The organism is Klebsiella oxytoca NBRC 105695 (assembly GCF_001598695.1).
Lineage (GTDB): Bacteria > Pseudomonadota > Gammaproteobacteria > Enterobacterales > Enterobacteriaceae > Klebsiella > Klebsiella oxytoca.
Genome location: NZ_BCZK01000006.1, coordinates 230,663 through 255,353 on the forward strand (window position 1 = coordinate 230,663; position 24,691 = coordinate 255,353).

The window sequence follows — 24,691 nt, forward strand, 5'->3', positions numbered from 1 at the left end:
GGTGGCCGGAAGGAAGATATCCTCCCGGCGCAGGTACAGAGAACAGCGATGGTTTAGCGTTGGTCTGAGAGCACGGCAGGCAGCAGCCGCGTAAGATGACGTGCGGCCAGAAGCGCAATGGCGTTTTCGATATCCGGAGCGAAGAAGCGGTCTTCGGTGTAGTGGGTCACCCGCTCGCGCAGCAGGTGGCGCGCCTCTTCCAGCAGCGGACTGCTGGTCAGGCCTTCACGCATATCCAGACCCTGCGCGGCAGCCAGCCACTCTACGGCCAGCACGCCGCGGGTATTTTCCGCCATCGCCCACAGGCGGCGACCGGCGGCTGGCGCCATTGAGACGTGGTCTTCCTGGTTAGCGGAGGTCGGCAGGCTGTCCACGCTGTGCGGATGCGACAGCGCTTTGTTTTCGCTGGCCAGCGCCGCCGCCGTCACCTGGGCGATCATAAAGCCGGAGTTGACGCCGCCGTTTTTCACCAGGAAAGGCGGCAGCTGCGACATATGGCTGTCCATCATCAGGGCGATTCGGCGCTCGGACAGCGAGCCAATTTCGGCAATCGCCAGCGCGATATTATCCGCCGCCATCGCCACCGGTTCGGCGTGGAAGTTGCCGCCGGAGATCACGTCGTTCTCGCTGGCAAATACCAGCGGGTTATCGGAGACCGCGTTGGCTTCAACCAGCAGCACTTCCGCCGCCTGGCGAAGCTGGGTCAGGCAGGCTCCCATCACCTGCGGCTGACAGCGCAGAGAATACGGGTCCTGCACCTTGGTGCAATTATGGTGGGATTGGGAAATTGCGCTGTCATCGGTCAATAGGTGGCGATAGAGCGCCGCGGCGTCAATCTGCCCCCGCTGGCCGCGCGCTTCATGAATACGCGGATCAAATGGACGACGCGATCCAAGCGCCGCCTCGGTGGTTAACGCCCCGCAGACCACTGCGGAAGCAAACAGGTCTTCGGCTTCGAACAGCCCGCGCAGGGCAAACGCCGTCGATGCCTGCGTGCCGTTGAGCAGCGCCAGCCCCTCTTTTGCCGCCAGAGTAATCGGCTCAAGCCCCGCCTGACGCAGCGCTTCCGTCGCCGGTAGCCACTCCCCTCCGCGCACCCGCGCTTTCCCCTCGCCAAGCAGGGTTAAGGACATATGCGCCAGCGGCGCGAGATCGCCGGACGCGCCGACCGATCCCTTCGCCGGGATCCACGGCGTTACCCCGGCGTTGACCAGGCCGATCAGCGCCTGAATCACGCTCAGGCGAATGCCGGAAAAGCCGCGCGACAGGCTATTAATTTTCAGCACCATAATCAGACGCGCGAGATCGTCATCCAGCGGTTCGCCGATCCCCGCCGCATGCGACAATACCAGTGAGCGCTGGAGATTTTCCAGGTCTTCGGTGGAGATACGGGTTTGCGCCAGTAGGCCAAAACCGGTGTTGATACCGTAGGCGGTGCGGCCTTCCGCCAGAATCGCGTTGACGCAGGCAACGCTGTCATCAATCGCCGCGAACGCGCTTTCGTCTAGCGTAATGTTCAGCGGCTGGCTGTAGACGTCGCGCAGCTGCGACAGGCTGAGTTGGCCCGGAATCAGTGTTAAAGCGTTCATTTAGCGTGCCCCTGCGTTGCTGCTACCATCGGAAGATTCAAACCTTGTTCTATCGCGCACTCAATAGCGATGTCGTAACCCGCATCGGCATGACGCATGACGCCGGTCGCCGGGTCGTTGTGCAGAACGCGGGCGATACGCGCCGCCGCTTCATCGGTACCGTCGCAGACGATAACCATGCCGGAGTGCTGCGAAAAGCCCATCCCTACCCCACCGCCGTGATGCAGCGACACCCAGGTCGCGCCGCTGGCGGTATTCAGTAAAGCGTTGAGCAGCGGCCAGTCGGAAACGGCGTCGGAACCATCGCGCATCGCTTCCGTTTCGCGGTTCGGGCTGGCGACCGAGCCGGAGTCAAGATGGTCGCGGCCGATGACGATCGGCGCGGAGACTTCGCCGCTGCGCACCATTTCGTTAAACGCCAGCCCCAGCTTCTGCCGCCACTCCAGTCCTACCCAGCAGATACGCGCCGGTAGTCCCTGAAAGCTGATACGCTCGCGGGCCATATCCAGCCAGTGATGCAGGTGCTTGTCGTCTTTAACGATCTCTTTCACTTTCGCGTCGGTTTTATAGATGTCCTGCGGGTCGCCGGACAGGGCAACCCAGCGGAACGGACCGATGCCGCGGCAGAACAGCGGGCGGATATAGGCGGGAACGAAGCCCGGGAAAGCAAACGCGTCGTCAACGCCCATCTCCTGAGCCATCTGGCGAATGTTATTGCCGTAGTCAAACGTCGGCACGCCCATTTCGTGGAATGCCAGCATCGCCTGCACGTGGTCGGCCATTGAGCGTTTTGCCGCCAGGATAGTGCCCTGCGGGTCAGACTCGGCTTTAGCCTGATACTCTTCCCAGCTCCAGCCTTTCGGCAGATAGCCGTGCAGCGGATCGTGGGCGCTGGTCTGATCGGTCACCATATCCGGACGCACGCCGCGCTTCACCATTTCCGGCACGATTTCCGCCGCGTTGCCGCATAGCGCGATAGAGATCGCCCGGCCTTCGGCGGTGTATTTTTTAATGCGCGCCAGCGCGTCATCCAGCGACGTCGCCTGTTCATCAACGTAGCGGGTACGCAGGCGGAAATCGATGCGGCTCTGCTGGCATTCGATATTCAGCGAGCAGGCACCCGCTAAGGTCGCGGCCAGCGGCTGCGCGCCGCCCATGCCGCCCAGACCAGCGGTCAGTACCCAGCGGCCCTTCAGGCTACCCTGATAGTGCTGGCGACCGGCCTCAACAAAGGTCTCATAGGTGCCCTGCACGATGCCCTGGCTGCCGATATAGATCCAGCTGCCGGCGGTCATCTGGCCGTACATCGCCAGCCCTTTGGCATCCAGCTCGTTAAAGTGTTCCCAGGTTGCCCAGTGCGGCACCAGGTTGGAGTTAGCGATCAGCACCCGCGGCGAGTTTTCATGGGTTTTGAAGACGCCCACCGGCTTGCCGGACTGCACCAGCAATGTTTCGTCGCTCTCGAGGTTTTTCAGCGCCTTCACGATGGCGTCGTAGCATTCCCAGTTGCGCGCCGCGCGTCCAATACCACCGTACACCACCAGCTCATGCGGGTTTTCGGCGACATCCGGGTCGAGGTTATTCATGAGCATACGCAGCGGGGCTTCGGTCAGCCAGCTCTTCGCATTTAACGTCGTGCCACGCGGTGCACGTACGTCCTGCTGGCGGTATTTGCTTTGCGACATCGGGGGTTCTCCTGACAATTAACGTTGTGTACGTAAATACATATACTTGTCTATACAAGCATGCGCAAGACAGGATTTAACAGAAATGATACATTTTTGTTATATTGCGTCAGCAATCACGTTTTGCCGACGCGCAGAGCGTTCAGGAGCCAAAATGGCCCTGGAGACGGTAGCGGCTGCCGGGGAAAAGCAGGCGCGCGTGGGAGACAATATGGGTGGTGGACCAGGTACGGCGGCGGATCAGCAGACACGGGTCGTGGGCATGAATATGCAGCAGCGCGCACTCCTCCGCCGTAGCCTGCACTGCCTCAACAATGTGCTCTCCCTCGGTTAAGGGGGCGATCAGCGACAGATAGTCGTGGGGAGTGGTGACGGTGTAGTCCTGATGCAGATAGTCCGGCACCACGGCGGCGTTAACGCAGCGGTCCTCAATCTGTACCGGGATCTCATTTTCAAAATGCACCATCAGCGAATGGAAAATGCGCGTTCCGGCGGCTACGTTCAGCGCTGCGGCCTGAATCAGGTCGGCCTGAGTTTCCTCCAGCAGCAGCACCTCGCAGCGGTGCTGATGATGGCGAGAGGCGATTTCTTCAGCGATGCTGCGCACTTCAAACAGCGCCGACTGCCCTTTTGGCTCCGCAACGAACGTTCCCACTCCCTGTAATCGCACCAGCAGGCCTTCATCGGTCAGCTCGCGCAGCGCCCGGTTAATGGTCATACGGCTAAAGCCAAACTGCGCCACCAGCTCCGCCTCCGAGGGGATGCGATCGTGCGGCCGCCAGACGCCGCTGTGGATCTTTTCGCTAATAGCCTGTTTCACCTTTTCATAGAATGGCGCAGGCGCGGAACGAGGTTGCGATGAGAACATGGCCGGGCTTCCTTGTGCTAATGGGCAGCGAAACGTCCAGAATATACTGAATCGCTATTGCCACCAATGGGCGATTTGCCACGCCAGACGCGCTGCCGCGCGGGCTCCCTGGCTATCAATATCGTACTGCGGGTTAAACTCGACCAGATCAACCGCCTGGAGCTTACCGCTGCGGCACAGCGGCTCGACGATGCGCAGCAGCGTCGCCAGCGGAACGCCGAGCGCGGCCGGCGCGGACACTGCGGGCATTTCACGCGCGGGCAGCACGTCGAGATCGATAGTCAGATACAGGCGATCGTAGCGGGCAATAAGATGCTCGATTTGCGGGATAACCCGCGCTTCAAAGGCGAAGAGCACCGCTAAATCGTCAATGATCGTCACCTCGCGGCGGGCAGCTTCGTCCAGCAGCGCCCGGGTATTAGCGGCGTAACTCACGCCGATACAGGTGTAGTGAAAAGCGCGCCGCTGCGCTTCACAGGCCAGCGCCAGCTGACGAAACGGCGTACCCGAGCTGGCCCGGTCGGCAATACGTAAGTCCAGATGCGCATCAAGGTTAATAATGCCAACCTCATCTGTGGGAAACGCGTCCAGCACGCCGGCGCCGTGGCCGAAAGCCGTCTCGTGACCGCCGCCCAGCACCAGCGTACGCTTGCCCGCGCGTTGGCAGGCCGTAACCGCTTCGCGCAGCGCCTGCTGCGCCGCTTCCAGCGCGTCGCCCTCTACGCTGACGCTCCCCATATCCACGCAGCGGTCGTGGCCGTCGTGGCTGGCCATATTCGCCAGCGCCCGGCGCAGGATTTCCGGGCCTTTAGCAGCGCCGGTTCGTCCTTTATTACGCCGAACCCCTTCGTCGCAGGCGAATCCCAGCAGAGCAATGTCACCGGGCTGCGCCTGCGGTTCAAAACGTTCGACGCGGGCGATAGTCTGAAACAGACGCAGCGCGTTGGCCGCCTCCGAGCTATCGTCGCGTCCCTGCCAAATCTCGGCGGGCGTCGGTTGCCATAGCTTCATACGATCTCTCCTCGCACCACGCGCTGCCAGAGCGGACTGCGCCCCGGCTCATAAACCATCTCAACCGGATGCACCGCATCCCAGATAGCAAAATCGGCAACGAAGCCCGCCGCCAGCTGACCGTGGCTCGCCTGACGGCCCAGCGCCTGCGCCGCATGACGGGTTACGCCTGCCCACGCCTCCTCCGGCGTCAGGCCAAATTTCACGCAAGCCATATTCATCGCCAGATGCAGGCTGGCAAAGGGGCTGGTACCGGGGTTGTAGTCCGTCGCCACCGCCATCGGAACCTGATGTTCGCGCAGCAGTTCAACCGGCGGCCTGCGGGTTTCGTTAAGGAAATAGAACGCGCCGGGCAGAAGCACCGCCACGGTGCCGCTGCGGCTCATCGCCGCCACGCCCTCTGGGGTCAGGTATTCGATATGGTCGGCGGACAGGCCTTTATAGCGGCTCACTAATTCGGCGCCGCCCAGCGAAGAGAGCTGCTCAACGTGACCTTTTACCGGGATACCTAATGCCTGGGCCGTACTGTAAACCCGTTCAGTCTGCGCGGGGGTAAAGCCGACGTTTTCGCAGAAGGCATCGACGCTTTCGAATAACCCCTCTTCCCACAGCGCCGGGAGAATAGTCTGGCACACCAGATCGATATAGCCGTCCGGGTCGCCTTGATACTCCGGCGGCGTGGCGTGGGCGGAAAGCAGCGTTGGCGAAATCTCCACGGCATGCGTCGCGGCAAGCTGTTGTATCACGCGCAGCATTTTGCGCTCGTTTTCAAGGTCCAGCCCGTAGCCGGATTTAATCTCCAGGGTGGTGAGGCCTTCGCGCAGCAGACGAGCCAGCCGCTGGCGGGCCAGCGCCAGCAGCTCCGCTTCGCTGCTTTCCCGGGTGGCGCGCACGGTCGCGTTAATGCCGCCGCCGTTTGCGCTAATGGTCTGGTAGGAAACGCCGTTGAGGCGCTGCTCCCACTCCTGCGCCCGGCTGCCGCCAAAAACCAGATGCGTATGGCAATCGATCAGCCCCGGCGTAAGCAGCCTGCCGCCGAGGTCGATACTTCGGCCGGCTGGCGCATCGCCTTCGGGCACAATGGCCTCAATACGGCCATCGCGCACCAGCAGCACGTGGTCCTCCAGCAGGCCATAAGGCCGGGCGTATCGAGGGTCGAGGGTAGCAAGGCGGACGTTTCGCCAGATTACGCGTTCGGAAAGAGTCTGTGTCATTGCGGTCAACTTGTCATGGGTTGTATAGACATTTATTTTGATTCCACGAGAAATGTCAACTCAGACCGGGGCAAATGTTATTTATTTGTGATCAAAAGCGGCCCGTTTCCGGCGCTGAATATGTAAAGGAAGCAACTTTTTTGCGCTACATCTTCCCGTTTCGCTTAAGTTGGTATAAAACAGCAGGCTTTAAAGGACTTATCCCCTTAATTTATTCTTGCCCGGAGCAACATGAACACATATTCCGTTTCCCGCCTGGCGCTGGCGCTGGCCTTTGGCGTGACGTTGTCCGCCTGTAGTTCGACGCCTGCCGATCAACAGCCCTCAACGCAGACTGCGCCGGGCACGGCCTCTCGTCCTGTTTTAACCGCCGATGAAGCAAAAAACTTTTTACCGGCGAGCTATTTCCAGTCTTTGGATCCTAACGCTGCGGCGTGGAGCCCATCCGCCATCAGCCTGCCGGCGCAGCCGGATTTTGTCGTGGGTCCTGCGGGCGCCCAGGGCGTAACGCATACCACCATTCAGGCCGCGGTGGATGCGGCGATTATCCGCCACTCCAACCGTCGTCAGTTTATCGCCATTATGCCGGGCGAATATGCGGGCACCGTATACGTTCCGGCGGCGCCTGGCGCGCTGACCCTGTACGGCACCGGCGAGAAGCCGATTGACGTCAAAATCAGCACAGCGCTTGATTCAGAAATGGATCCGGTCTCCTGGCGTCACCAGGTCAATCCGGGCGGTAAATATATGCCGGGTAAACCGGCCTGGTATATGTACGACAGCTGCCAGAGCCGACGTGCCGCCACCGTTGGCGTTATGTGTTCCGCGGTATTCTGGTCGCAGAACAACGGCCTGCAGCTGCAGAATCTGACCATCGCCAACAACCTTGGCGACAGCGTTGACGCGGGGACGCATCAGGCGGTGGCGCTGCGTAACGATGGCGATCGGGTACAGATTAACAATGTTAATATCCTTGGCCGCCAGAATACCTTTTTCGTGACCAACAGCGGCGTGCAAAATCGCCTGCAGGATAACCGCCAGACCCGTACGCTGGTCAGCAACAGCTATATAGAAGGCGATGTGGACATCGTTTCCGGTCGCGGAGCGGTCGTGTTTGAGAATACCGACTTCCGCGTAGTCAACTCGCGCACCCAGAAAGAGGCTTACGTTTTCGCCCCTGCCACCCTGAAAAGCGTGACCTACGGCTTCCTGGCGATCAACAGCCGCTTTACGGCGTCCGGCGATAACGTCGCGCAGCTGGGCCGCTCGTTAGACGTTGACGGCAATACCAATGGCCAGGTCGTTATTCGCGACAGCGTCATTAACGAAGGTTTTAACATTGCCAAACCGTGGGCTGATGCGGTCGGTTCCAATCGTCCTTTCAGCGGCAATACCGGAACGGCGGATGCCAAAGGCAACCCGCAGCGTAATCTGAACGACGCTAACTTCAATCGCATGTGGGAATACAATAACCGCGGCGTGGGGAGCTTCGTCGTCGCTGAACCGAAACAGTAACGCCTGACTTGAAGGGGGAGCGCCTCCCCCTTTCTCCTCCTCTTTCCTGCGGCCCCCTTTCCGTTGCAAATCATTACCTGGCGTCATGACGCTCTTTCATCAGAGCAGGCGACAATCCTGTACAAGTTTTTCACATTTTTATTACACCATAAGATAAGTAAAATCATATAGTTAAATTTATTTGTTAAAAAAACCCACTAAATGTACAAAATTTTTCTGCAAAAATTGTACATCCTGAAAATCGTGACTATAGTTATTACGTAAGTTTTGATTACTCTGCATTAACGAATTCTTATGAATTAAAAATTGCACACCATTTCTCTGAAATGGTGAAAAAACCGTATAACAAAGATGATGTTATCACTCATCTTTGTTAGTTGATTATGGCTAAAATAACCCGGGATTAACCATGCAGATAAAGAACACCATTCCAGCAGAATTTATATTTAACTCTGCGTTGTTGAAAAACATCGAACATATGGTGCGAATGGAGAACGAGGCCGTGAGCAATGAACGTTTAATCGTTGAGGTTCAGCGCCGTCTGAATGTCGAGAAAAATGAAATACTCGCTGACTTATACACCCAGACGCTGCATATGTTACGCGCGAAAAATCATCACTAAGCGTGATTTGTTAAAGTATTCTTTAATTAACACTTCTGCCTCGGAGGACAAATGAATAACGACAAGCAAGGTCTCTTTTTTAATCATTACGATCTTTGGATTAACAATAACCTTCTTCGTCAAGGATTACAGCTTGTACTAGATTCATTATCACCAGGCTGTTTTCATGGAAAATACGTCTTTTTCACCAGCGATAACTATTATGCGGTGCTCAATCATCATTACGACCGCAAAAGAGTTCGTTTTGTCCTGCTCACCGACGGCAACGATCTGAACTTCCTTAGCGAAATTCCGATGTACAGAATTCCTGCGCGCTCAACGCCCGCTGAGATAAAATCTTTTATTCTTCGCCCGACGTTGTTTGGTAAAAAACCTGACAGTGAAGCTGAAAGTATTGTTTTTACCAACCGCGAAAAAGAAGTGATTCGCCTGATGAACGATGGCGAAGCGATGGTTAATATTGGGAAGTCACTGAATTTACATATTAAAACAATTTACCAAATTCGCCTGACCTTAATTAAAAAACTAGGCTGTTCTGGTCGCACTGATTTTTTTAATATTAGCCGCAGCGAAACATTTAAAGCCTGGACTCAGCAAAATTTCTGATAGTTTACCTGCCAGCGCATGTTGCCATGCTTCAGGAAGACAAGCGGCGGAAAAACATCTCTAAGAATGTTCCGCTGCTAACCCTCTAAGACACTTACTCTCCGTGAAACTCGATGGTAAAGCCCTGACTTTGCCAGTGGCTAAGTAATTCTGCCTGCAAAGGGGTCAGCGCGCGGCCGGTCCAGACAAAAATGTGCTGACCCGGGAACAGTTCCGGGCGAGGAGAGTCGAGCGGTTCCGCCAGCACATTAACGTGCCAGGCGCGCTGGGACAATCGCCATGCTTCCAGCCACAGGCGAGTGCGATCTTCATTACCCCATCCTACTAACAGCGTCTCTTTACCCACCTTCTTACGCGATTCCGCAAGGATGGACGCCACGCAATCTATCAAAATGCCATCCAGCATACTGATGATAGCCAGGGAAGTGTTCTGGTCGAGATTAAGCTTGCTGCGCACGGGGACAAACAGCCGGTCAATAAGTTTATCTACGGGATATTCATGGCTGAGGGACATGATGCGGGTGCGTAATTTTGAGGGCTGAACACCTCGCAGAAGCGTCATCATCTCTTCCTGGAGCAGGACGGCTGCGTCTTGCGTTTCAGGCTGATGGCCTTCCAGAAGCGCCTTAACTTTGCCAACGGAGACGCCGCGATCGATCCAGCGTTTGATTTCCTCAATCCGCTGAACGTCCTCCTCGTCAAACTGGCGGTGTCCCCCCTCGCTTCTCTGCGGCTTCAGCAGACCGTATCTACGCTGCCATGCACGCAAAGTAACAGGGTTGATTCCGCAACGTTCGGCAACTTCACCGATGCTGTAATATGCCATTAGCGCCCTCTAACCTGATAATACTTTACCGACTAAATTAACTAATTTAGACGAGTTGTACAATTAACTTTTCTTGTACAGCTAAAATTAACAGGTCGGACGCCAATGTACACAGCAAAAAACAAGGCTTATTTTGCCGTTATACACGGCTTTTTAAGCGAAACGCTGCGCTGAGCAGCGTTCAAAAAATTAAAGAAGCTCGCAGGCTATTTTTTTCTCCGGCCAGGCTACCGGCGGAATGCCCCCGAAGCACGGGCTGGCAAATAAATTTCCCTGGAAATGCGTAATCCCCGCTGATTCCAGCCACATCCACTCTTCCGCCCGCTCAACCCCCACCGCTGAAATGGCAATTTCCAGGGAATTACAACATTTAATAATCGCCTGAACGATTGCCTGTTTCGGGCCGTGCTTATGGATATCTTTGACCAGCTGGCGATTAATCTTAATGCGGTCCGGCTGAAACTGCGCCAGCAGCACTAGCCCGGCAAACCCGGCGCCAAAGTGATCGATAGCCACGCGAATTCCCGCAGATTTTAGCTTTCGTACTGAATCGGTAAATTCATCAACGCGAGAAATCGCTTCGCTCTCGGTAAATTCCACAATAATTTGCTCGGGAATCAAACCACTGGCTTCAATTTCAGCCAACAGAAATTCGACAGCGTTGGGAACATTGACCAGCGTCATGGGTAACAGATTAATCGACAAGGTGCGTCCACGAAGATGCAAACGTCCCGCCATGGCGAAGGCGATGCGCTTACTGTGCAGATCCGTCCAGTAGATTTCCTCTCGCGAAAGTCCGTCAAAATAGACCGCTGGCGATTCACCGGAGTTGGTGCGCAGCAGCGCTTCATAGGAGACGACCTCTTTGGCAAACGGATCGATCACCGGCTGAAAAGCAAAGCTGCACTCGGCCTGCTCGAGCGGGGTTTCAGGATACCAGGCCTCGTCTTCTATCACAAAGTCCCAGCTTTCGGCCGCAGGAATTTCGTAATAGTTCTCCTTTTCCGTGGCTTCGACGAAGGTACGGAAAAAGTGGAGAGCTCTGTCGTCATAGATGAGCTGATATTTTGAGGTTCCTTTGTCCAGCACGGCCTGCAGAACTTCATCGCGGTCAAACTCTCGTAAATCAAAGAGTTCCATACCGATTTTGCCAAAGCGACGGGTTGGCCCATGGTCTCTGAGGAGCTCAACGAGGTTATGGTGCCGCGGGTCTTCGCAGATATGGCGATAAATTTCCTCAACCTTCTCTTCAGGTCCTTCTAATAGTTGAAAAAAATGGGTGCCGTTAAAAAGCAAAATACCCGACACGTCTTCCTGACCATTTTTTACATTTGCTGCAGCAACCATGCTTTCGAGCGATTTAATTGACACGTTGTCGCAGATATGGCTGCGATAAATGATGGTAGTGAGCATGAAATTTCCGACAGAAGAGATGAATGCTAATGAGATATTACAGTAGCAGGTCTACCCACATAAGTCCTGTAAAACAGCGCGCGTCCTTAACAAATAAATCACATTAACATCCTCTTTTCGCTGACATTCTTACCATCCTGCACACCTGTACAAGCCGTACATCTCCATTCGCTGTTTACCTTAAGATTTGTACAATTTAAAAAGCATACAAATCAATATGTTATAAAAAATATTAAGAAAATTAACATATTTTTTCCATTTTCTATGTACAAGTTGGCAAACATTGTATAACTTTAATCGCAACTTTACTGATAATTGAACTGACAGGAGCACATATGCAGCAGAACGGTTACATTCCTGACACGGCTAACGCTATTGCCCATTACTTCAATAAAGCTTCGTTGCCTTCTCAGCAGGAAACGTTGGGACAGATTGTTATGGATATCCTGAATGAAGGACGGAACCTGAATCGCAAATCCCTGTGTACGAAACTGCTGAGTCGCCTTGAAGTGGCTTCAGAACCTGAAGAAGAAAACCATTATCAAACGTTGATTGGTCTCTTGTTTGAGCATCAGGGGTAAAAGTAGCTTCAGTTATCTGGTGATTTAAGTCGTTACTGAATGAGGAAATATAGGGGATGGGCCAGTATCTGACACGGATTACCGGCTTGCTACTAAATTCCCAGTCAAGGAGATGACAATGATCAGAGATACCGTTATGAATCACAATGATTATGATCCATTAACCGATGTATTGATTGGAGAGGCTGTCCTCTCGCTACTCAAAAGCAAGGGGCCTATTAGTAAACAAGCACTGATCGGTAAACTCCAGGCCATGCAGGCCGGAGAACAAGATAAAAAGCGGCGGAATGCAATTGGGCGTATTATCGATGAAATCAGTAATATGGTAGCTCGCCGTGGAAACAACAAAACTGTGGGTACTTCAGGCGCTAAACACAATTGGGATAAGCCGAATTCATTATTAGGCTCCCCTCAGCAGCCAGGTACTAATAAAATACACTGACCTCTAACGGTCGAATGTTTAACTCACAACGTAGAGAATATGATGAGACAGACTATGCATCAGCAACCGGATATTTACGCAGGCCTGAACGATACCGCACTCTCTGAATATTTCCGCAACGCAGGCGACAGGCTGATCGATGAATCAGCGGTGATGTCACTGGCTATCAGTAGCATCCTGGAGTCTGAGGGGCATCTCAACAATAAAGCGATTATTCTGTGGTTAATTACGGCGCTGGAGACTACCAGCGATGTCGTAACCGCCGACGTTATCCGCAAAACGCTGGAAATCGTCGTAAGCTACACCATGGATGATATCTGATTTTTTAACCGGCAGTCATTCACAGGGATGTCACCTATCGCTAAGCGAATGGTTGTTTCGTTATATAGCTGTGGATACATCTACAATCCATGCGCAATATTATTGTTCTTAACACTCGCCACCGCTGAGCAGATGACTCATCTGCTCAGCGGTGTGTGTTAATTATAAATAAGATTTAATTTATTTTTGCTCGCCCTCGCCAGAAATAAACGCGATAGTTTTTGTTTCAATAAAGCCTGCGGTATTGGGTTATATGACCGCCGCCAGACGGCGAATCCCCTCAGCCAAAACCTCTGGCGGATGGTTTGCAAAGCCAAGCAATATTCCCTCACGTGACATTGGCCGCTGGCAATAGCGCGCAAAAGTTTGTACACCTAAGCCTATCTGGCGCGCCTTCCGCACCACCTCCTGTGCCCGTAAGCCATCCAGCAGCCAGCAGACTATATGCACGCCGGAATCCGTAGGATGCACCAGCATGCGCCCGGAAAAATAGAATTTAATCGCCGCCTCCAGCGCGCTTTTTCGCTCAAAACAGGCTTTACGGATCCGACGAACGTGGCTGGCATAGTGCCCCTCGCGGATGAAACGCGCCAGAACGGCCTGTTCCAGATATCCGCTACAGAGGTCAGTATAATATTTGGTGATGGCAAACTGTTCGCGCAAATGCTCGGGGACAACTAAAAAGCCCAGACGAAATGCCGGATACATCATCTTAGAGAATGTACCCGCATAGATGACCCGCTGATGTTTATCCAGCCCCTGTAACGCCTGCAGAGAGCGGGCGGCATAGCGAAATTCGCTATTGTAATCATCTTCGAATATCCAGGCGCGGTTAGCTTCCGCCCACTCCAGCAGAGCAAGCCTCCGCGGCAGACTCAGCGTGCCGCTGAGCGGAAACTGATGCGACGGCGCGGTATAGACCAGCTTAGCCCCGGGATAATGGTCTATTCCATCCTGAATATCCATGCCCTCATCGTCAACCCGAACGGGCCGAACAACGGCTCCCCTGGCGGCGAATGCACCGCGAGCGCCGTTATATCCGGGATCGTCCAGCCAGACTTCATCGCCCTTTTCCAGTAAAGCCTGCGCGGCGATCGTCAACGCTTGCTGAATGCCGTTAACAATAATCACCCGATCTTCGTGGCAATTTACGCCGCGCGTCGCCTGTATATAGTCGCTGATTGCCTGACGCAGCGGCAGGAATCCCCAGGAGGAGGCGTGCGATGCGAGTTCACGGCGCGATTGCCGCCAGACGCGCCCCAGCAATCGCCCCCACAAAGCATGAGGGAAAAGATCGGTACAGCCGATACCGACGGCGAAAACCGCGCCCATCTCTCCGCTATCTTCGCTTTCCGTCCATGAGGGTACCAGGGCTGACACATCAGGGTTCAGCGGCCCAACGCTGGCTATTGCCGTTTCCGGCGCCGTCGGCGACCCGTACTCGCTAATGACGTGATCCGGAATATGGTCGCAGACAAAGGTGCCTGCCCCCTTGCGCGTCAGCAGATAGCCTTCATCAATCAGGCGCTCAAACCCGGCAATGACCGAGTTGCGGGAGATCGCCATCATCTCAGCCAGCGCCCGGCTGGAGGGTATTTTTGCACCCGCCGATAACCGGCCATCCAGAATCGCGTGGCGCAGGGCGTGATAGACCTGGTCTTTAATCACGCCGCGCGTTAATAACAGTTCCAGGAACAGAGGGGCAATGGGTTTTGGCATGAGCGGCAGCGGCATCAACGTAATAAAAGTGGATCCTATAAATATACAGAAAGTGTCACTTTTTAGGAACCAGAACGCCTCCTATCATAACGCACAACCATCCGGTTTCTAAAAGTAAGGAATAAGCATGAAGAGCCAGAAAACCGACGTTAACCTCGCGGAAATTACCCTCCAACCCGCAGCTGAAACTGACTTTGCCGCGTGGCTGCCGCTGTGGAAAAGCTACCAGACGTTTTATCGCGTCGACATCCCGGACACCGTCACGCAACTCACCTGGAAGCGTTTTTTCCATTCTGTCGAACCCATGTATTGCGCGGTGGCAAAATGCGAAGGCAGGATTGTGGGATTCGTTCACTATCTCTTCCACCGCTCTACCTGGGCCGAAAGCGACTACTGCTATCTGGAAGATTTGTTCGTTGATCCGGCCGTTCGGGGCCAGCATATCGGCAAACAGTTGATTGAGTATGTACAGCTACAGGCGCGGAAGCGTCACTCAGCCAGCCTGTACTGGCACACGCATGAAACCAATCTGCGGGGTCAGCGCTTGTACAACTGGGTCGCGGAGAAAAGCGGCATGATTGAGTATCGTATGCGGGTGAAATAGCCCTTGCGCCAGGCGTAAAAAAACCTCGCCGCGGCGAGGTTTCGGTCACACCTGCGGGCTTAACGAGCGTTGACCACCACCCACATCGGGCCCTGGCCTACGGCATAGCGCCCTTTTTCCTGCAGCAGCCCCTGCTTGCCTTCGATTTCATACACCGCAATATGATGCGATTTCTGACCGGCAGCGATGAGGAATTTGCCGCTATGATCGAGATTAAAGCCGCGCGGCTGGGTTTCGGTATTTTGATAGCCCTCGATGGACAGCACGCTGCCGTCTTCCGAAACGCTAAAGATGGTAATAACGCTGGCGGTGCGATCGCAGGCGTAGAGGTGACGGCCATCGGACGTCAGGTGAATATCCGCCGCCCAGCGAACGCCGGTGAAATCAGGCGGCATCATGTCCAGCGTCTGCACGCACTCGATTTTGCCGTGTGGATCCTTCAGCTCCCATACGTCAACGGAGCTGTTCAGTTCGTTAACGCAGTAGCCGTATTGCTGGTTCGGATGGAAGACCATATGACGCGGGCCAGCGCCTTCAACGGTGGTCACCTCAGCCGGTTCCTGGGCAGCCAGGAAACCGTCGTCGCTCAGGGTAAACAGGCAGATACGATCCTGTTTCAGCGCCGGAACCCACAGGGTGCGATTGTCCGGGGAAATATTTGCCGAGTGGCAGCCTTCCAGCCCTTCCACCACCGCCACCGCTTCCCGCGGCAGGCCGTCCACCAGCGGCGTAACGCTTACGCAGCCCGCATTATAGGATGCGCTGAACACAAAGCGGCCCTGATGATCGGTAGAGATGTGCGTTGGGCTACCGGGCAGCGCGGCTTCGCCAGCGAAGGTCAGGGCGCCATTATCGGGCGCAATGCGGTAGGCCAGTACGCGAAACTCCGGACGCACGCCGACGTAGAGATACTCTTTGTTCGGGCTCACCACCATCGGCTGCACCTGCCCCGGGGCATCAACAACCTGCACCAGGGTCAGTTTCCCCTCAGGATCCAGATCCCAGACGTGAATCTGCTGGCTTTCCGGGCTGGCGGTATAAACGGTTTGTTTCATGAATACTCCTTCCTCACTGCACGTGGAAATTTCATTTTTCAGACTAACGGCGCCCTGAAAAATACAATACGCATACACAACATTTTTCAGATTGCCTCCAGGCAGCCTGAAAGATCAAGTGTATCGGCTCTTTAGCGGTAGATGCTGAAAAGTTTGCCGGAATGGCACAGCGGTGTACCATCATAGCCTGCTAACTTTTCATCATTAACCGGAAACAACACATGACCTCACGCGTGATTGCCCTCGATTTAGACGGCACGCTCTTAACCGGCAAAAAGACCATCCTCCCCGCCTCGCTCGACGCGCTGGCTCGCGCCAAAGATGCTGGATACCAGATCATTGTCGTCACCGGACGACATCACGTCGCTATCCATCCTTTTTATCAGGCACTGGCTCTCGATACACCTGCAATTTGCTGCAATGGTACTTATTTGTATGATTATCATGCAAAAAAGGTGCTTGAGTCCGATCCGATGCCGGTCGATAAAGCCCTGAGCCTGACGGAGCTGCTGAACCAGCATGATATTCACGGCCTGATGTACGTTGATGACGCCATGCTCTACGAGCAGCCGACCGGGCACGTCATCCGCACTGCCAACTGGGCCCAGTCTCTGCCCGTCGAGCAGCGCCCGGTATTTACTCAGGTCGACTCTCTGGCGCAGGCGGCGCGCGAAGTTAACGCCGTGTGGAAATTCGCCCTGACCGATGAAGATACCGCCAAACTGCAGCGTTTTGCCCTGCACGTTGGCCAGACGCTGGGCCTGGAGTGCGAATGGTCGTGGCACGATCAGGTGGATATTGCCCGGGAAGGCAACAGTAAAGGTAAACGCCTGGCGCAGTGGGTGGCGTCCCGGGGACTGTCAATGCAGGATGTTATCGCTTTCGGCGACAACTATAACGACCTCAGCATGCTGGAGGCCGCCGGCACCGGCGTAGCGATGGGCAACGCGGTAGAGGAAGTGAAAGCACGCGCCAACGTGGTGATCGGTGAAAACGAAACCACCAGCATCGCCGACTACATCTATCGCCACCTGCTGTAATCAGGCGGCTATCGACACGCTTTTTATCTGCGCATACAGCCGCTGGCCCGGGGCAACGCCCAGATCATCGCGAGCCCAGGGGCTGATGCGCGCCCACAGCGTGCGGCCGCTTATCTCCAGCCTGACCTCAACCTGCCCATGGCTTTCAATACACTGCATAACCTCCGCGGGCAAAATATTGCGAATACTGGTTTGCTGAGCGGGCTGCAGTACCAGAGACACGTCCGAGGCCTGAATGCGGATGCGCGCGGTTTCGCCCAGCGGCCTGTCAAGCCGGTTGACCCATATCTGCTGGTCGCCGATCGCCAGGGCGGTCATCGTATACTGCGGATGCTGGGCGGCAACAATCGCGCTCAGGATGGTACTTTGCTGATCCTCGGGCAGCCAGGGGTGCATCACGCTACTACTCCACACCTCTTCCAGGCAGCCAAAGGCTTTCACCTTCCCCGCCTCCAGCACCAGCACGTTATCCGCCAGGTGCTGGATCTCATCAAGAGAGTGGCTGACGTACAGCATCGGGATGTTAATTTCGCGCGCCAGCCGCTGCAGATAGGGCAACAGCTCGCGCTTGCGCGGAATATCCAACGATGCCAGCGGTTCATCTAACAGCAGCAGCTCCGGCGCGGTAAGCAGCGCCCGGCCAATCGCGACCCGCTGTTTTTCTCCGCCGGAGAGTCCTCCCGGTAGCCGATCAAGCAGTGGCGCAATGCCGAGCAGATCGACCAGCTTATCGAACTGTCCGGCCATATTTTTTGCCATGCCATATTGCAGATTACCCCGCACTTTATAGTGCGGAAACAGGCGCGCGTCCTGAAAAACATAGCCAATGCGGCGTTTTTCCGGCGCCAGGCAGATACGTTTTTCAACATCGTTTAGCACTCTGCCGTTAAGGACAATGCGCCCCTGCTGCGGGCGGGTCAGGCCGCTAATAGCGTTGATCAGCGAGGTTTTTCCCGCGCCAGAGACGCCGAATACCGCCGTAATGCCGCTGGCAGGGAGCGTCTCGCGGATTTGCAGACAGTGGGTTCCCAGCGTCTGGGTAAAATCGAGTTCAAGCATGTTATTTCCCCATCCGCTGACGGCTGAGGCGGGCCAGCCATTCGGAAATCAGCAGCGATACCAGCGCCAGCACAATCGAAATCAAGCATAAACGCGCGGCTGCGCCCTCGCCGCCGGGAGTCTGAATCAGGGTATACATTGCCGAAGGGATGGTACGCGTTTCACCGGGAATATTGGAAACAAAAGTGATAGTGGCGCCAAACTCGCCCAGCGAACGGGCAAAAGCCAGCACGGTGCCGACGATAATACCGGGTAGCGTCAACGGTAGCGTAATAGTGAAAAATACGCGCCAGCGCCCAGCGCCCAGGGTACGCGCCGCCTGCTCAAGCTTGATGTCCACCCCTTCCAGCGCGAGGCGAATGGCCCGCACCATCAACGGAAAGGACATGACCGCCGCCGCCAGCACCGCGCCGCGCCAGCTAAACGCAAAGCTCAGCCCAAACCAGTCATATAGCCAGCTGCCGATAAAACCGCGGCGCCCCATCGCAATCAGCAACAGATAGCCCACCACCACCGGCGGCAGCACCAGCGGCAGGTGGATAACGCTATCGAGCAGCGCTTTACCGGGAAAATCTCGTCGCACCAGCAGCCAGGAGAAAAAGATGCCAAAAGGCAAGCTCAGTACCACCGCCAGGGAGGAGACTTTCAGGCTCAGCAGTACCGCCTGCCATTCAGGATCGCTTAAGAACATTAGTGGGTAGTGAATCCGTAACGTTTAAAGATGGCGGAAGCTTCCGGCCCTTTTAAATAGTCATAAAACGCGCTGACCGTCGCACTGTTATGCCCGTCGACGATAGCCAGCGGATATTCCACCTTCTTATGGGAATCTTCCGGGAAGGTTCCGACGACTTTTACGCCTTTGCTGGCGACCGCATCGGAGCCGTAGACGATCCCCAGCGGCGCTTCGCTGCGTTCAACCAGGGCCAGCGCGCCGCGCACGTCCTCTGCCGGCGCCAGCTTCGGCGACAGGGTTTCCCAGGCTCCCAGCTTTTGCAGCGCCTCTTTCGCATAGATGCCAGCAGGCACGTGTTCCGGGTCACCTACGGCCAGGCGGCCGCCTTTCAGCAGGCTGGTCCAGTCGGTTTTATCATTGATGTTTATCTCGCCCTGCGCGCTGGCTTTTGGCGCCACGACAACCAGGCTGTTACCGAGAAGGGTCGTCCGAGAAGCAGAATCAATGCTCTTTTTCCCGGCCGCGTAATCCATCCATTTTTGATCGGCGGAGATAAACAGATCCGCCGGCGCGCCCGCTTCAATCTGGCGCGCCAGCGTGGATGAAGAAGCAAATGAAGAGACAACCTCAACGTTCTTCTCTTTCTCATACTCTTTAGCGATATCCTGCATGGCGTTAGTGAGCGATGCTGCGGCAAAAACCGTCACTTTGCCCTCATCCGCCAGCGCGTGACCGGCAACGCAGAGCGTTAACGTTGTTCCGGCAAAAAAGCGTAACCATTGACCTGCCATCTGAATCTCCCGTAGGTTCGTTATGTAGCTGACAATATAACGATAGAGCCAGGACTTTCCCAGAGAAAATTAGGGGTAATGAGCGGAGGATCAAACGAAGGGGGAAAAATAAAAACGCCCGGTCAAACCGGGCGCGGGGGAAATCAGTGGTTTTGCGGCCTGCTGTCTTTATGGCCGGCTCCGGAGAAGAGGTTAAACACTTCGCCCAGCCCGTAAATCAAACCCAGGATGACAGCCATCACCACAGGGACCATGACTACGGCAAAAACCAGACTTTTCAATAGCTCTAACATGGTTGGCTCCAGAAAGTACGAATACTTTATTGTAACGAATTCCGCCGGAAAAACACGCCCCATTTGTGCGGTGCCTCACGGACTGCCGCCGCAGAAGCATCTTGCAAGATGACCGCTATCGGTCACAATACCTTTTTTTCATCAGGACATGATTATGCAGGCCGAAATTCTCCTTACCCTTAAATTACAGCAGCGCCTGTTCGCCGATCCCCGTCGTATCGCCCTGCTGAAGCAAATTGACCTGACCGGCTCCATTAGCCAGGGGGCCAAAAATGCCGGCATCAGCTATAAAAGCGCATGGGATGCCATTAATGAAATGAATCAGCTCAGCGAGCAGACCCTGGTTGACCGGGCGACCGGCGGCAAAGGCGGCGGCGGCGCGGTCCTCACCCGTTACGGGCAGCGGCTGATTCAGCTCTACGACCTGCTGGCGCAGATTCAGCAGAAAGCGTTCGATGTCCTGAGCGATGATGACGCCCTTCCCCTCGACAGCCTGCTGGCCGCCATTTCGCGATTCTCTCTGCAGACCAGCGCGCGCAACCAGTGGTTCGGCACGATTACCGGCCGCGACCATCAGCAGGTTCAGCAGCACGTAGAGGTCCTGCTGGCCGACGGGCAAACCCGTCTCAAAGTCGCGATTACCGCCCAGAGCGCCGATCGTCTTGGCCTGGATGAAGGCCAGGAAGTATTAGTGCTGCTGAAGGCGCCGTGGGTTGGCATCACCCTGGATGCCGCGCAGGCGGTACAGGCTGATAATCAGCTGTCCGGCCGAATCAGCCGCATCGAACGCGGGCCGGAGCAGTGCGAAGTACTGATGGCGCTCCCGGATGGTCAAAGCCTTTGCGCCACCCTGCCGGTGGAACAGACGCGCGATCTGGCCGAAGGCGCGGAAGCGATAGCATATTTCAATGCCGATCGCATCATTCTCGCCACGTTATGCTAACGCCATTGACATTGTGGGCGTGAAGACGTATCCCTGAAATAAATCGCTGCAAAAAGTGGGATACACAATGTCATCATTGCAAATTTCGCAAGGCACGTTTCGCCTGAGCGACACCAAAACGTTAAATATTGAACAACTCTGCGTGCAGGCTGGCGAGAGCTGGGCTTTCGTCGGCAGCAACGGCAGCGGGAAGTCGGCCCTTGCGCGGGCGCTATCCGGAGAGCTGACACTGCTCAGCGGACAGCGCGAGAATACGTTCCCACGCGTTACCCGCCTCTCTTTTGAACAGCTGCAGAAGCTGGTCAGCGATGAGTGGCAGCGCAACAACACGGACTTGCTCAGACCCGGAGAAGAAGATACCGGACGCACGACAGCGGAAATTATCCAGGATGAGATTAAAGACCCCTCCCGCTGCGCCCGCCTTGCTGAACAGTTCGCTATCAGCCACCTGCTTGAGCGCCGCTTTAAATATCTCTCTACCGGAGAAACGCGTAAGACCCTGCTGTGCCAGGCGCTGATGGGCGACCCCGACCTGCTTATCCTTGATGAGCCGTTCGACGGTCTTGATGTCGCCTCACGCCAGCAGCTTGCGGCGCTGCTGGCCACGCTCAACGGCGAAGGGATCGCCCTGGTGCTGGTTCTTAATCGTTTCGATGAAATCCCGGAGTTCGTTCAGTTTGCCGGCGTGCTGGCGGAGTGTGTTCTGAGCGAAACCGGCGAAAAGCAGGCCCTGCTGCAGCAGGCGCTCATTGCCCAGCTGGCCCACAGCGAAAGGCTTGATGGCATGACGCTGCCGGAGCCCGATGCCCCGGCCGCGCGTCTTGGGCTGGACGACGATGCGCCGCTCATCGTGCTCAACGACGGCAGGGTTTCCTACAATGACCGCCCCATCATTAATCATCTGAACTGGACGGTAAATCCCGGCGAACACTGGCAGATAGTTGGCCCCAACGGCGCCGGTAAATCGACGCTACTCAGCCTGGTCACCGGCGACCATCCCCAGGGCTATAGTAACGACCTGACCCTGTTTGGCCGCCGCCGCGGCAGCGGGGAAACGATCTGGGATATTAAGAAGCATATCGGTTACGTCAGCAGCAGCCTGCACCTTGAATACCGCGTCAGCACCAACGTACGTAACGTGATTCTCTCGGGCTATTTCGACTCGATTGGCATCTATCAGGCCGTTTCCGACAAACAGCATAAGCTGGTGCAGAACTGGCTGGATATTCTGGGGATTGATAAACGCACCGCCGATGCGCCGTTCCATAGCCTCTCCTGGGGGCAGCAGCGGCTGGCGCTGATCGTCCGCGCGCTGGTCAAGCACCCTACCCTGCTGATCCTCGATGAACCGCTGCAGGGGCTGGATCCGCTCAACCGCCAGCTGGTGCGCCGCTTTGTTGATGTGCTCATTAGCGAAGGGGCGACGCAGCTGCTGTTTGTCTCCCACCATGCAGAAGACGCTCCCGACTGCATCACCCATCGCCTGGCATTTGTGAGCAGTGGAGACGGTTACACCTACCGGGTCGGCCCGCTGGAAAAATAAGCCTGTAAAGGGGTCTGCGGATCCCTTATTTTTTCAGAATAATAGCCTGACCATAAATTAACCCCCTGTTCTATAATCAAAAAATCTTAAAAGCTACGGCTGGAAATTTTAGTGTAAACGATTCCACCAATTTGCCCTGTGTCACACTTTTACCTTCTTTGGTATGCTATCTTCTTCTCACACGATAAGCCTATTGGAGCGAATCATGAAAGTACTGGTTACAGGTGGTAGCGGTTACATTGGAAGTCACACCTGCGTTCAACTGCTACTGCAGGGACACGACGTGATTATTCTCGACAATCTCTGCAACAGTAAGCGCAGCGTATTGCCAATCATTGAACGTCTCGGCGGCAAAAGCGCCACCTTTGTTGAAGGCGATATTCGTAATGAAGCGCTGATGACGGAAATTCTTCACGATCACGCCATTGAAGCGGTGATCCATTTTGCCGGCCTGAAAGCCGTCGGGGAATCCGTCGCCAAACCGCTTGAATATTACGACAACAACGTAACCGGAACGCTAAAACTCGTTTCCGCTATGCGCGCTGCGGGCGTGAAAAACTTTATTTTCAGCTCCTCCGCCACCGTCTACGGCGACCAGCCCAAAATTCCTTATGTCGAGAGCTTCCCGACCGGTACTCCGCAGAGCCCGTACGGCAAAAGCAAGCTGATGGTTGAGCAGATCCTGACTGACCTGCAAAAAGCGCAGCCGGACTGGAGCATCGCACTGCTGCGCTACTTCAATCCGGTTGGCGCCCATCCATCGGGCGATATGGGCGAAGACCCGCAGGGCATTCCGAACAACCTGATGCCGTATATCGCGCAGGTCGCGGTCGGGCGCCGTGAATCGCTGGCGGTATTTGGCAACGACTACCCAACCGAAGACGGCACCGGCGTACGTGACTACATTCACGTCATGGACCTTGCCGACGGCCACGTCGCGGCGATGGAAAAACTGGCCGACAAAGCCGGCGTGCATATCTATAACCTTGGCGCAGGCGTCGGCAGTAGCGTACTCGACGTGGTCAATGCCTTTAGCAAAGCCTGCGGCAAACCGATTAACTACCACTTCGCGCCGCGCCGCGAAGGCGACCTCCCGGCCTACTGGGCGGACGCTGAAAAGGCCGACCGCGAGCTGAACTGGCGCGTGACGCGCAACCTTGACGAAATGGCGCAGGACACCTGGCACTGGCAGTCCCGTCATCCGCAGGGTTATCCAGACTAAGGAACCTTCATGAGCGTATTTAACCCCGTCGACCATCCACATCGTCGTTATAACCCGTTAACCGGGCAGTGGATTCTGGTTTCTCCGCATCGCGCCAAGCGCCCCTGGCAGGGGGCGCAGGAAACGCCGGCAAAGCAGACCTTGCCCGCGCACGATCCGGACTGTTTCCTGTGCCCGGGCAATACCCGCGTCACCGGCGACAAAAACCCGAACTACACCGGCACGTTTGTTTTTACCAATGACTTTGCGGCTTTGATGACCGATACCCCTGATGCCCCGGAAAGCGACGATCCGCTGATGCGCTGTCAGAGCGCCCGCGGCACCAGCCGGGTCATCTGCTTCTCGCCAGATCACAGCAAAACGCTGCCGGAACTGAGCGTTGAGGCGCTGGAAGGCGTGGTTAAAACGTGGCAGGAGCAGACCGCCGACCTTGGAAAGAGCTACCCCTGGGTGCAGGTCTTTGAAAATAAAGGGGCGGCGATGGGCTGCTCCAACCCGCACCCCCATGGGCAGGTGTGGGCCAACAGCTTTCTGCCTAATGAGGCGGAACGCGAAGATCGTCTGCAAAAAGCGTACTTCACCGAGCACGGCGCGCCGATGCTGGTGGATTACGTGCAGCGCGAATTAGCCGACGGTAGTCGTACTATCGTTGACACTGACCACTGGCTCGCCGTGGTTCCTTATTGGGCCGCGTGGCCTTTTGAAACGCTGCTGCTGCCAAAAGCGCACGTCCAGCGCCTGACTGATTTAACCGACGACCAGCGCAGCGATCTCGCGCTGGCGCTGAAAAAGCTGACCAGTCGTTACGACAACCTGTTCCAGTGCTCATTCCCCTACTCCATGGGCTGGCACGGCGCGCCGTTTAACGATGAAGAGAATAATCACTGGCAGCTGCACGCCCATTTTTACCCGCCGCTGCTGCGTTCCGCCACGGTGCGTAAATTTATGGTCGGCTATGAAATGCTGGCTGAAACCCAGCGTGACCTGACGGCCGAGCAGGCCGCCGAGCGTCTGCGCGCTGTGAGCGACGTCCATTTTCGCGAATCCGGAGTATAA

General features: G+C 55.8%; 25 protein-coding genes. 12 read left to right on the plus strand and 13 right to left on the minus strand.

All coding sequences use genetic code 11. The features are described 5' to 3' along the window. Window positions 1–53: 53 nt before the first annotated feature. The 5 genes from hutH to hutI form a co-directional block, all read right to left on the minus strand. On the minus strand, window positions 54–1,589 hold the full coding sequence (gene hutH, locus KO1_RS12740; protein ID WP_024273935.1) for a histidine ammonia-lyase: 1,536 nt from the start codon (window positions 1,587–1,589) through the stop codon (window positions 54–56). Further along, window positions 1,586–3,274, minus strand: coding sequence for a urocanate hydratase (gene hutU, locus KO1_RS28720; RefSeq protein ID WP_024273934.1), 1,689 nt, complete (start codon window positions 3,272–3,274; stop codon window positions 1,586–1,588). The genes hutH and hutU overlap by 4 nt, the downstream gene beginning before the upstream one ends. Window positions 3,275–3,416: 142 nt before the next feature. Next, the gene (locus KO1_RS12750; protein WP_004100400.1) at window positions 3,417–4,142 is read right to left on the minus strand and encodes a histidine utilization repressor; all 726 of its coding nucleotides are present in this window, start codon (window positions 4,140–4,142) and stop codon (window positions 3,417–3,419) included. A gap of 54 nt (window positions 4,143–4,196) precedes the next feature. Then, window positions 4,197–5,153 carry a formimidoylglutamase gene (hutG, locus tag KO1_RS12755; RefSeq protein ID WP_004111517.1) on the minus strand — a complete coding sequence of 319 codons (957 nt, stop codon included), beginning with the start codon at window positions 5,151–5,153 and terminating at the stop codon, window positions 4,197–4,199. Continuing rightward, complete coding sequence (hutI, locus tag KO1_RS12760) at window positions 5,150–6,367, minus strand: imidazolonepropionase (protein WP_024273933.1); 1,218 nt, start codon at window positions 6,365–6,367, stop codon at window positions 5,150–5,152. Before hutI ends, hutG begins: the two co-directional genes overlap by 4 nt. A 231-nt stretch (window positions 6,368–6,598) precedes the next feature. Between hutI and KO1_RS12765 the strand changes: the two genes are divergently transcribed. The 3 genes from KO1_RS12765 (at window position 6,599) to KO1_RS12775 (ending at window position 9,110) form a co-directional block, all read left to right on the plus strand. Continuing rightward, complete coding sequence (locus tag KO1_RS12765; protein WP_004111515.1) at window positions 6,599–7,882, plus strand: putative acyl-CoA thioester hydrolase; 1,284 nt, start codon at window positions 6,599–6,601, stop codon at window positions 7,880–7,882. A gap of 409 nt (window positions 7,883–8,291) precedes the next feature. Then, window positions 8,292–8,504: a hypothetical protein gene (locus KO1_RS12770; protein WP_004100392.1), complete on the plus strand. Its 213-nt coding sequence runs from the start codon at window positions 8,292–8,294 to the stop codon at window positions 8,502–8,504. Window positions 8,505–8,555: 51 nt separating this feature from the next. Next, on the plus strand, window positions 8,556–9,110 hold the full coding sequence (locus KO1_RS12775) for a LuxR C-terminal-related transcriptional regulator (RefSeq protein ID WP_004100391.1): 555 nt from the start codon (window positions 8,556–8,558) through the stop codon (window positions 9,108–9,110). A gap of 94 nt (window positions 9,111–9,204) precedes the next feature. On the opposite strand, the gene KO1_RS12780 is transcribed toward KO1_RS12775, so the two are convergent. Then, a complete protein-coding gene (locus KO1_RS12780; protein WP_004100389.1) occupies window positions 9,205–9,936 on the minus strand; it encodes a MerR family transcriptional regulator in 732 nt (243 codons plus the stop codon). A 189-nt stretch (window positions 9,937–10,125) separates the two neighbouring features. After that, window positions 10,126–11,349, minus strand: coding sequence for a diguanylate phosphodiesterase (locus tag KO1_RS12785; RefSeq protein WP_004100387.1), 1,224 nt, complete (start codon window positions 11,347–11,349; stop codon window positions 10,126–10,128). Between the two features lie 335 nt (window positions 11,350–11,684). Between KO1_RS12785 and ycgZ the strand changes: the two genes are divergently transcribed. The 3 genes from ycgZ to KO1_RS12800 all read left to right on the plus strand — a co-directional run bounded on the left by ycgZ (window position 11,685) and on the right by KO1_RS12800 (window position 12,693). After that, entirely contained in the window at window positions 11,685–11,930 is a 246-nt protein-coding gene (gene ycgZ, locus KO1_RS12790) for a regulatory protein YcgZ (RefSeq protein ID WP_004100386.1), read from the plus strand. 118 nt (window positions 11,931–12,048) lie between these two features. Further along, window positions 12,049–12,372 (plus strand): hypothetical protein, encoded by a 324-nt coding sequence (locus KO1_RS12795; protein WP_004111510.1) that lies wholly within the window; start codon window positions 12,049–12,051, stop codon window positions 12,370–12,372. A gap of 54 nt (window positions 12,373–12,426) precedes the next feature. Next, window positions 12,427–12,693 carry a biofilm development regulator YmgB/AriR family protein gene (locus KO1_RS12800; RefSeq protein ID WP_004100382.1) on the plus strand — a complete coding sequence of 89 codons (267 nt, stop codon included), beginning with the start codon at window positions 12,427–12,429 and terminating at the stop codon, window positions 12,691–12,693. Window positions 12,694–12,942: 249 nt separating this feature from the next. On the opposite strand, the gene pdxR is transcribed toward KO1_RS12800, so the two are convergent. Then, window positions 12,943–14,412: a MocR-like pyridoxine biosynthesis transcription factor PdxR gene (gene pdxR, locus KO1_RS12805; protein ID WP_024273932.1), complete on the minus strand. Its 1,470-nt coding sequence runs from the start codon at window positions 14,410–14,412 to the stop codon at window positions 12,943–12,945. A 127-nt stretch (window positions 14,413–14,539) separates the two neighbouring features. On the opposite strand from pdxR, the gene KO1_RS12810 reads away from it, so the two are divergent. Beyond that, window positions 14,540–15,016: a GNAT family N-acetyltransferase gene (locus KO1_RS12810; RefSeq protein ID WP_004100378.1), complete on the plus strand. Its 477-nt coding sequence runs from the start codon at window positions 14,540–14,542 to the stop codon at window positions 15,014–15,016. 59 nt (window positions 15,017–15,075) lie between these two features. On the opposite strand, the gene pgl is transcribed toward KO1_RS12810, so the two are convergent. Continuing rightward, window positions 15,076–16,071, minus strand: a complete 996-nt coding sequence (gene pgl / locus KO1_RS12815) for a 6-phosphogluconolactonase (protein WP_004100376.1) — start codon at window positions 16,069–16,071, stop codon at window positions 15,076–15,078. Window positions 16,072–16,292: 221 nt separating this feature from the next. Between pgl and KO1_RS12820 the strand changes: the two genes are divergently transcribed. Next, window positions 16,293–17,111: a pyridoxal phosphatase gene (locus KO1_RS12820; RefSeq protein ID WP_004100374.1), complete on the plus strand. Its 819-nt coding sequence runs from the start codon at window positions 16,293–16,295 to the stop codon at window positions 17,109–17,111. On the opposite strand, the gene modC is transcribed toward KO1_RS12820, so the two are convergent. The 4 genes from modC to KO1_RS12840 form a co-directional block, all read right to left on the minus strand. Beyond that, window positions 17,112–18,170, minus strand: coding sequence for a molybdenum ABC transporter ATP-binding protein ModC (gene modC / locus KO1_RS12825; RefSeq protein ID WP_004100372.1), 1,059 nt, complete (start codon window positions 18,168–18,170; stop codon window positions 17,112–17,114). It abuts the gene before it with no gap. Window position 18,171: 1 nt separating this feature from the next. Further along, window positions 18,172–18,861 carry a molybdate ABC transporter permease subunit gene (gene modB, locus KO1_RS12830; protein ID WP_004100370.1) on the minus strand — a complete coding sequence of 230 codons (690 nt, stop codon included), beginning with the start codon at window positions 18,859–18,861 and terminating at the stop codon, window positions 18,172–18,174. Beyond that, window positions 18,861–19,634, minus strand: coding sequence for a molybdate ABC transporter substrate-binding protein (modA, locus tag KO1_RS12835; RefSeq protein WP_004100368.1), 774 nt, complete (start codon window positions 19,632–19,634; stop codon window positions 18,861–18,863). Before modA ends, modB begins: the two co-directional genes overlap by 1 nt. A gap of 143 nt (window positions 19,635–19,777) precedes the next feature. Further along, window positions 19,778–19,927 (minus strand): AcrZ family multidrug efflux pump-associated protein, encoded by a 150-nt coding sequence (locus KO1_RS12840; RefSeq protein WP_004848993.1) that lies wholly within the window; start codon window positions 19,925–19,927, stop codon window positions 19,778–19,780. A gap of 154 nt (window positions 19,928–20,081) precedes the next feature. On the opposite strand from KO1_RS12840, the gene modE reads away from it, so the two are divergent. From modE to galT, 4 genes are all read left to right on the plus strand, one after another. Continuing rightward, a complete protein-coding gene (modE, locus tag KO1_RS12845; RefSeq protein WP_004100364.1) occupies window positions 20,082–20,870 on the plus strand; it encodes a molybdenum-dependent transcriptional regulator in 789 nt (262 codons plus the stop codon). Window positions 20,871–20,937: 67 nt separating this feature from the next. Further along, complete coding sequence (gene modF, locus KO1_RS12850; protein WP_017146317.1) at window positions 20,938–22,413, plus strand: molybdate ABC transporter ATP-binding protein ModF; 1,476 nt, start codon at window positions 20,938–20,940, stop codon at window positions 22,411–22,413. 205 nt (window positions 22,414–22,618) lie between these two features. Then, on the plus strand, window positions 22,619–23,635 hold the full coding sequence (galE, locus tag KO1_RS12855) for a UDP-glucose 4-epimerase GalE (RefSeq protein WP_004100360.1): 1,017 nt from the start codon (window positions 22,619–22,621) through the stop codon (window positions 23,633–23,635). Between the two features lie 9 nt (window positions 23,636–23,644). Then, a complete protein-coding gene (galT, locus tag KO1_RS12860) occupies window positions 23,645–24,691 on the plus strand; it encodes a galactose-1-phosphate uridylyltransferase (RefSeq protein WP_017146318.1) in 1,047 nt (348 codons plus the stop codon).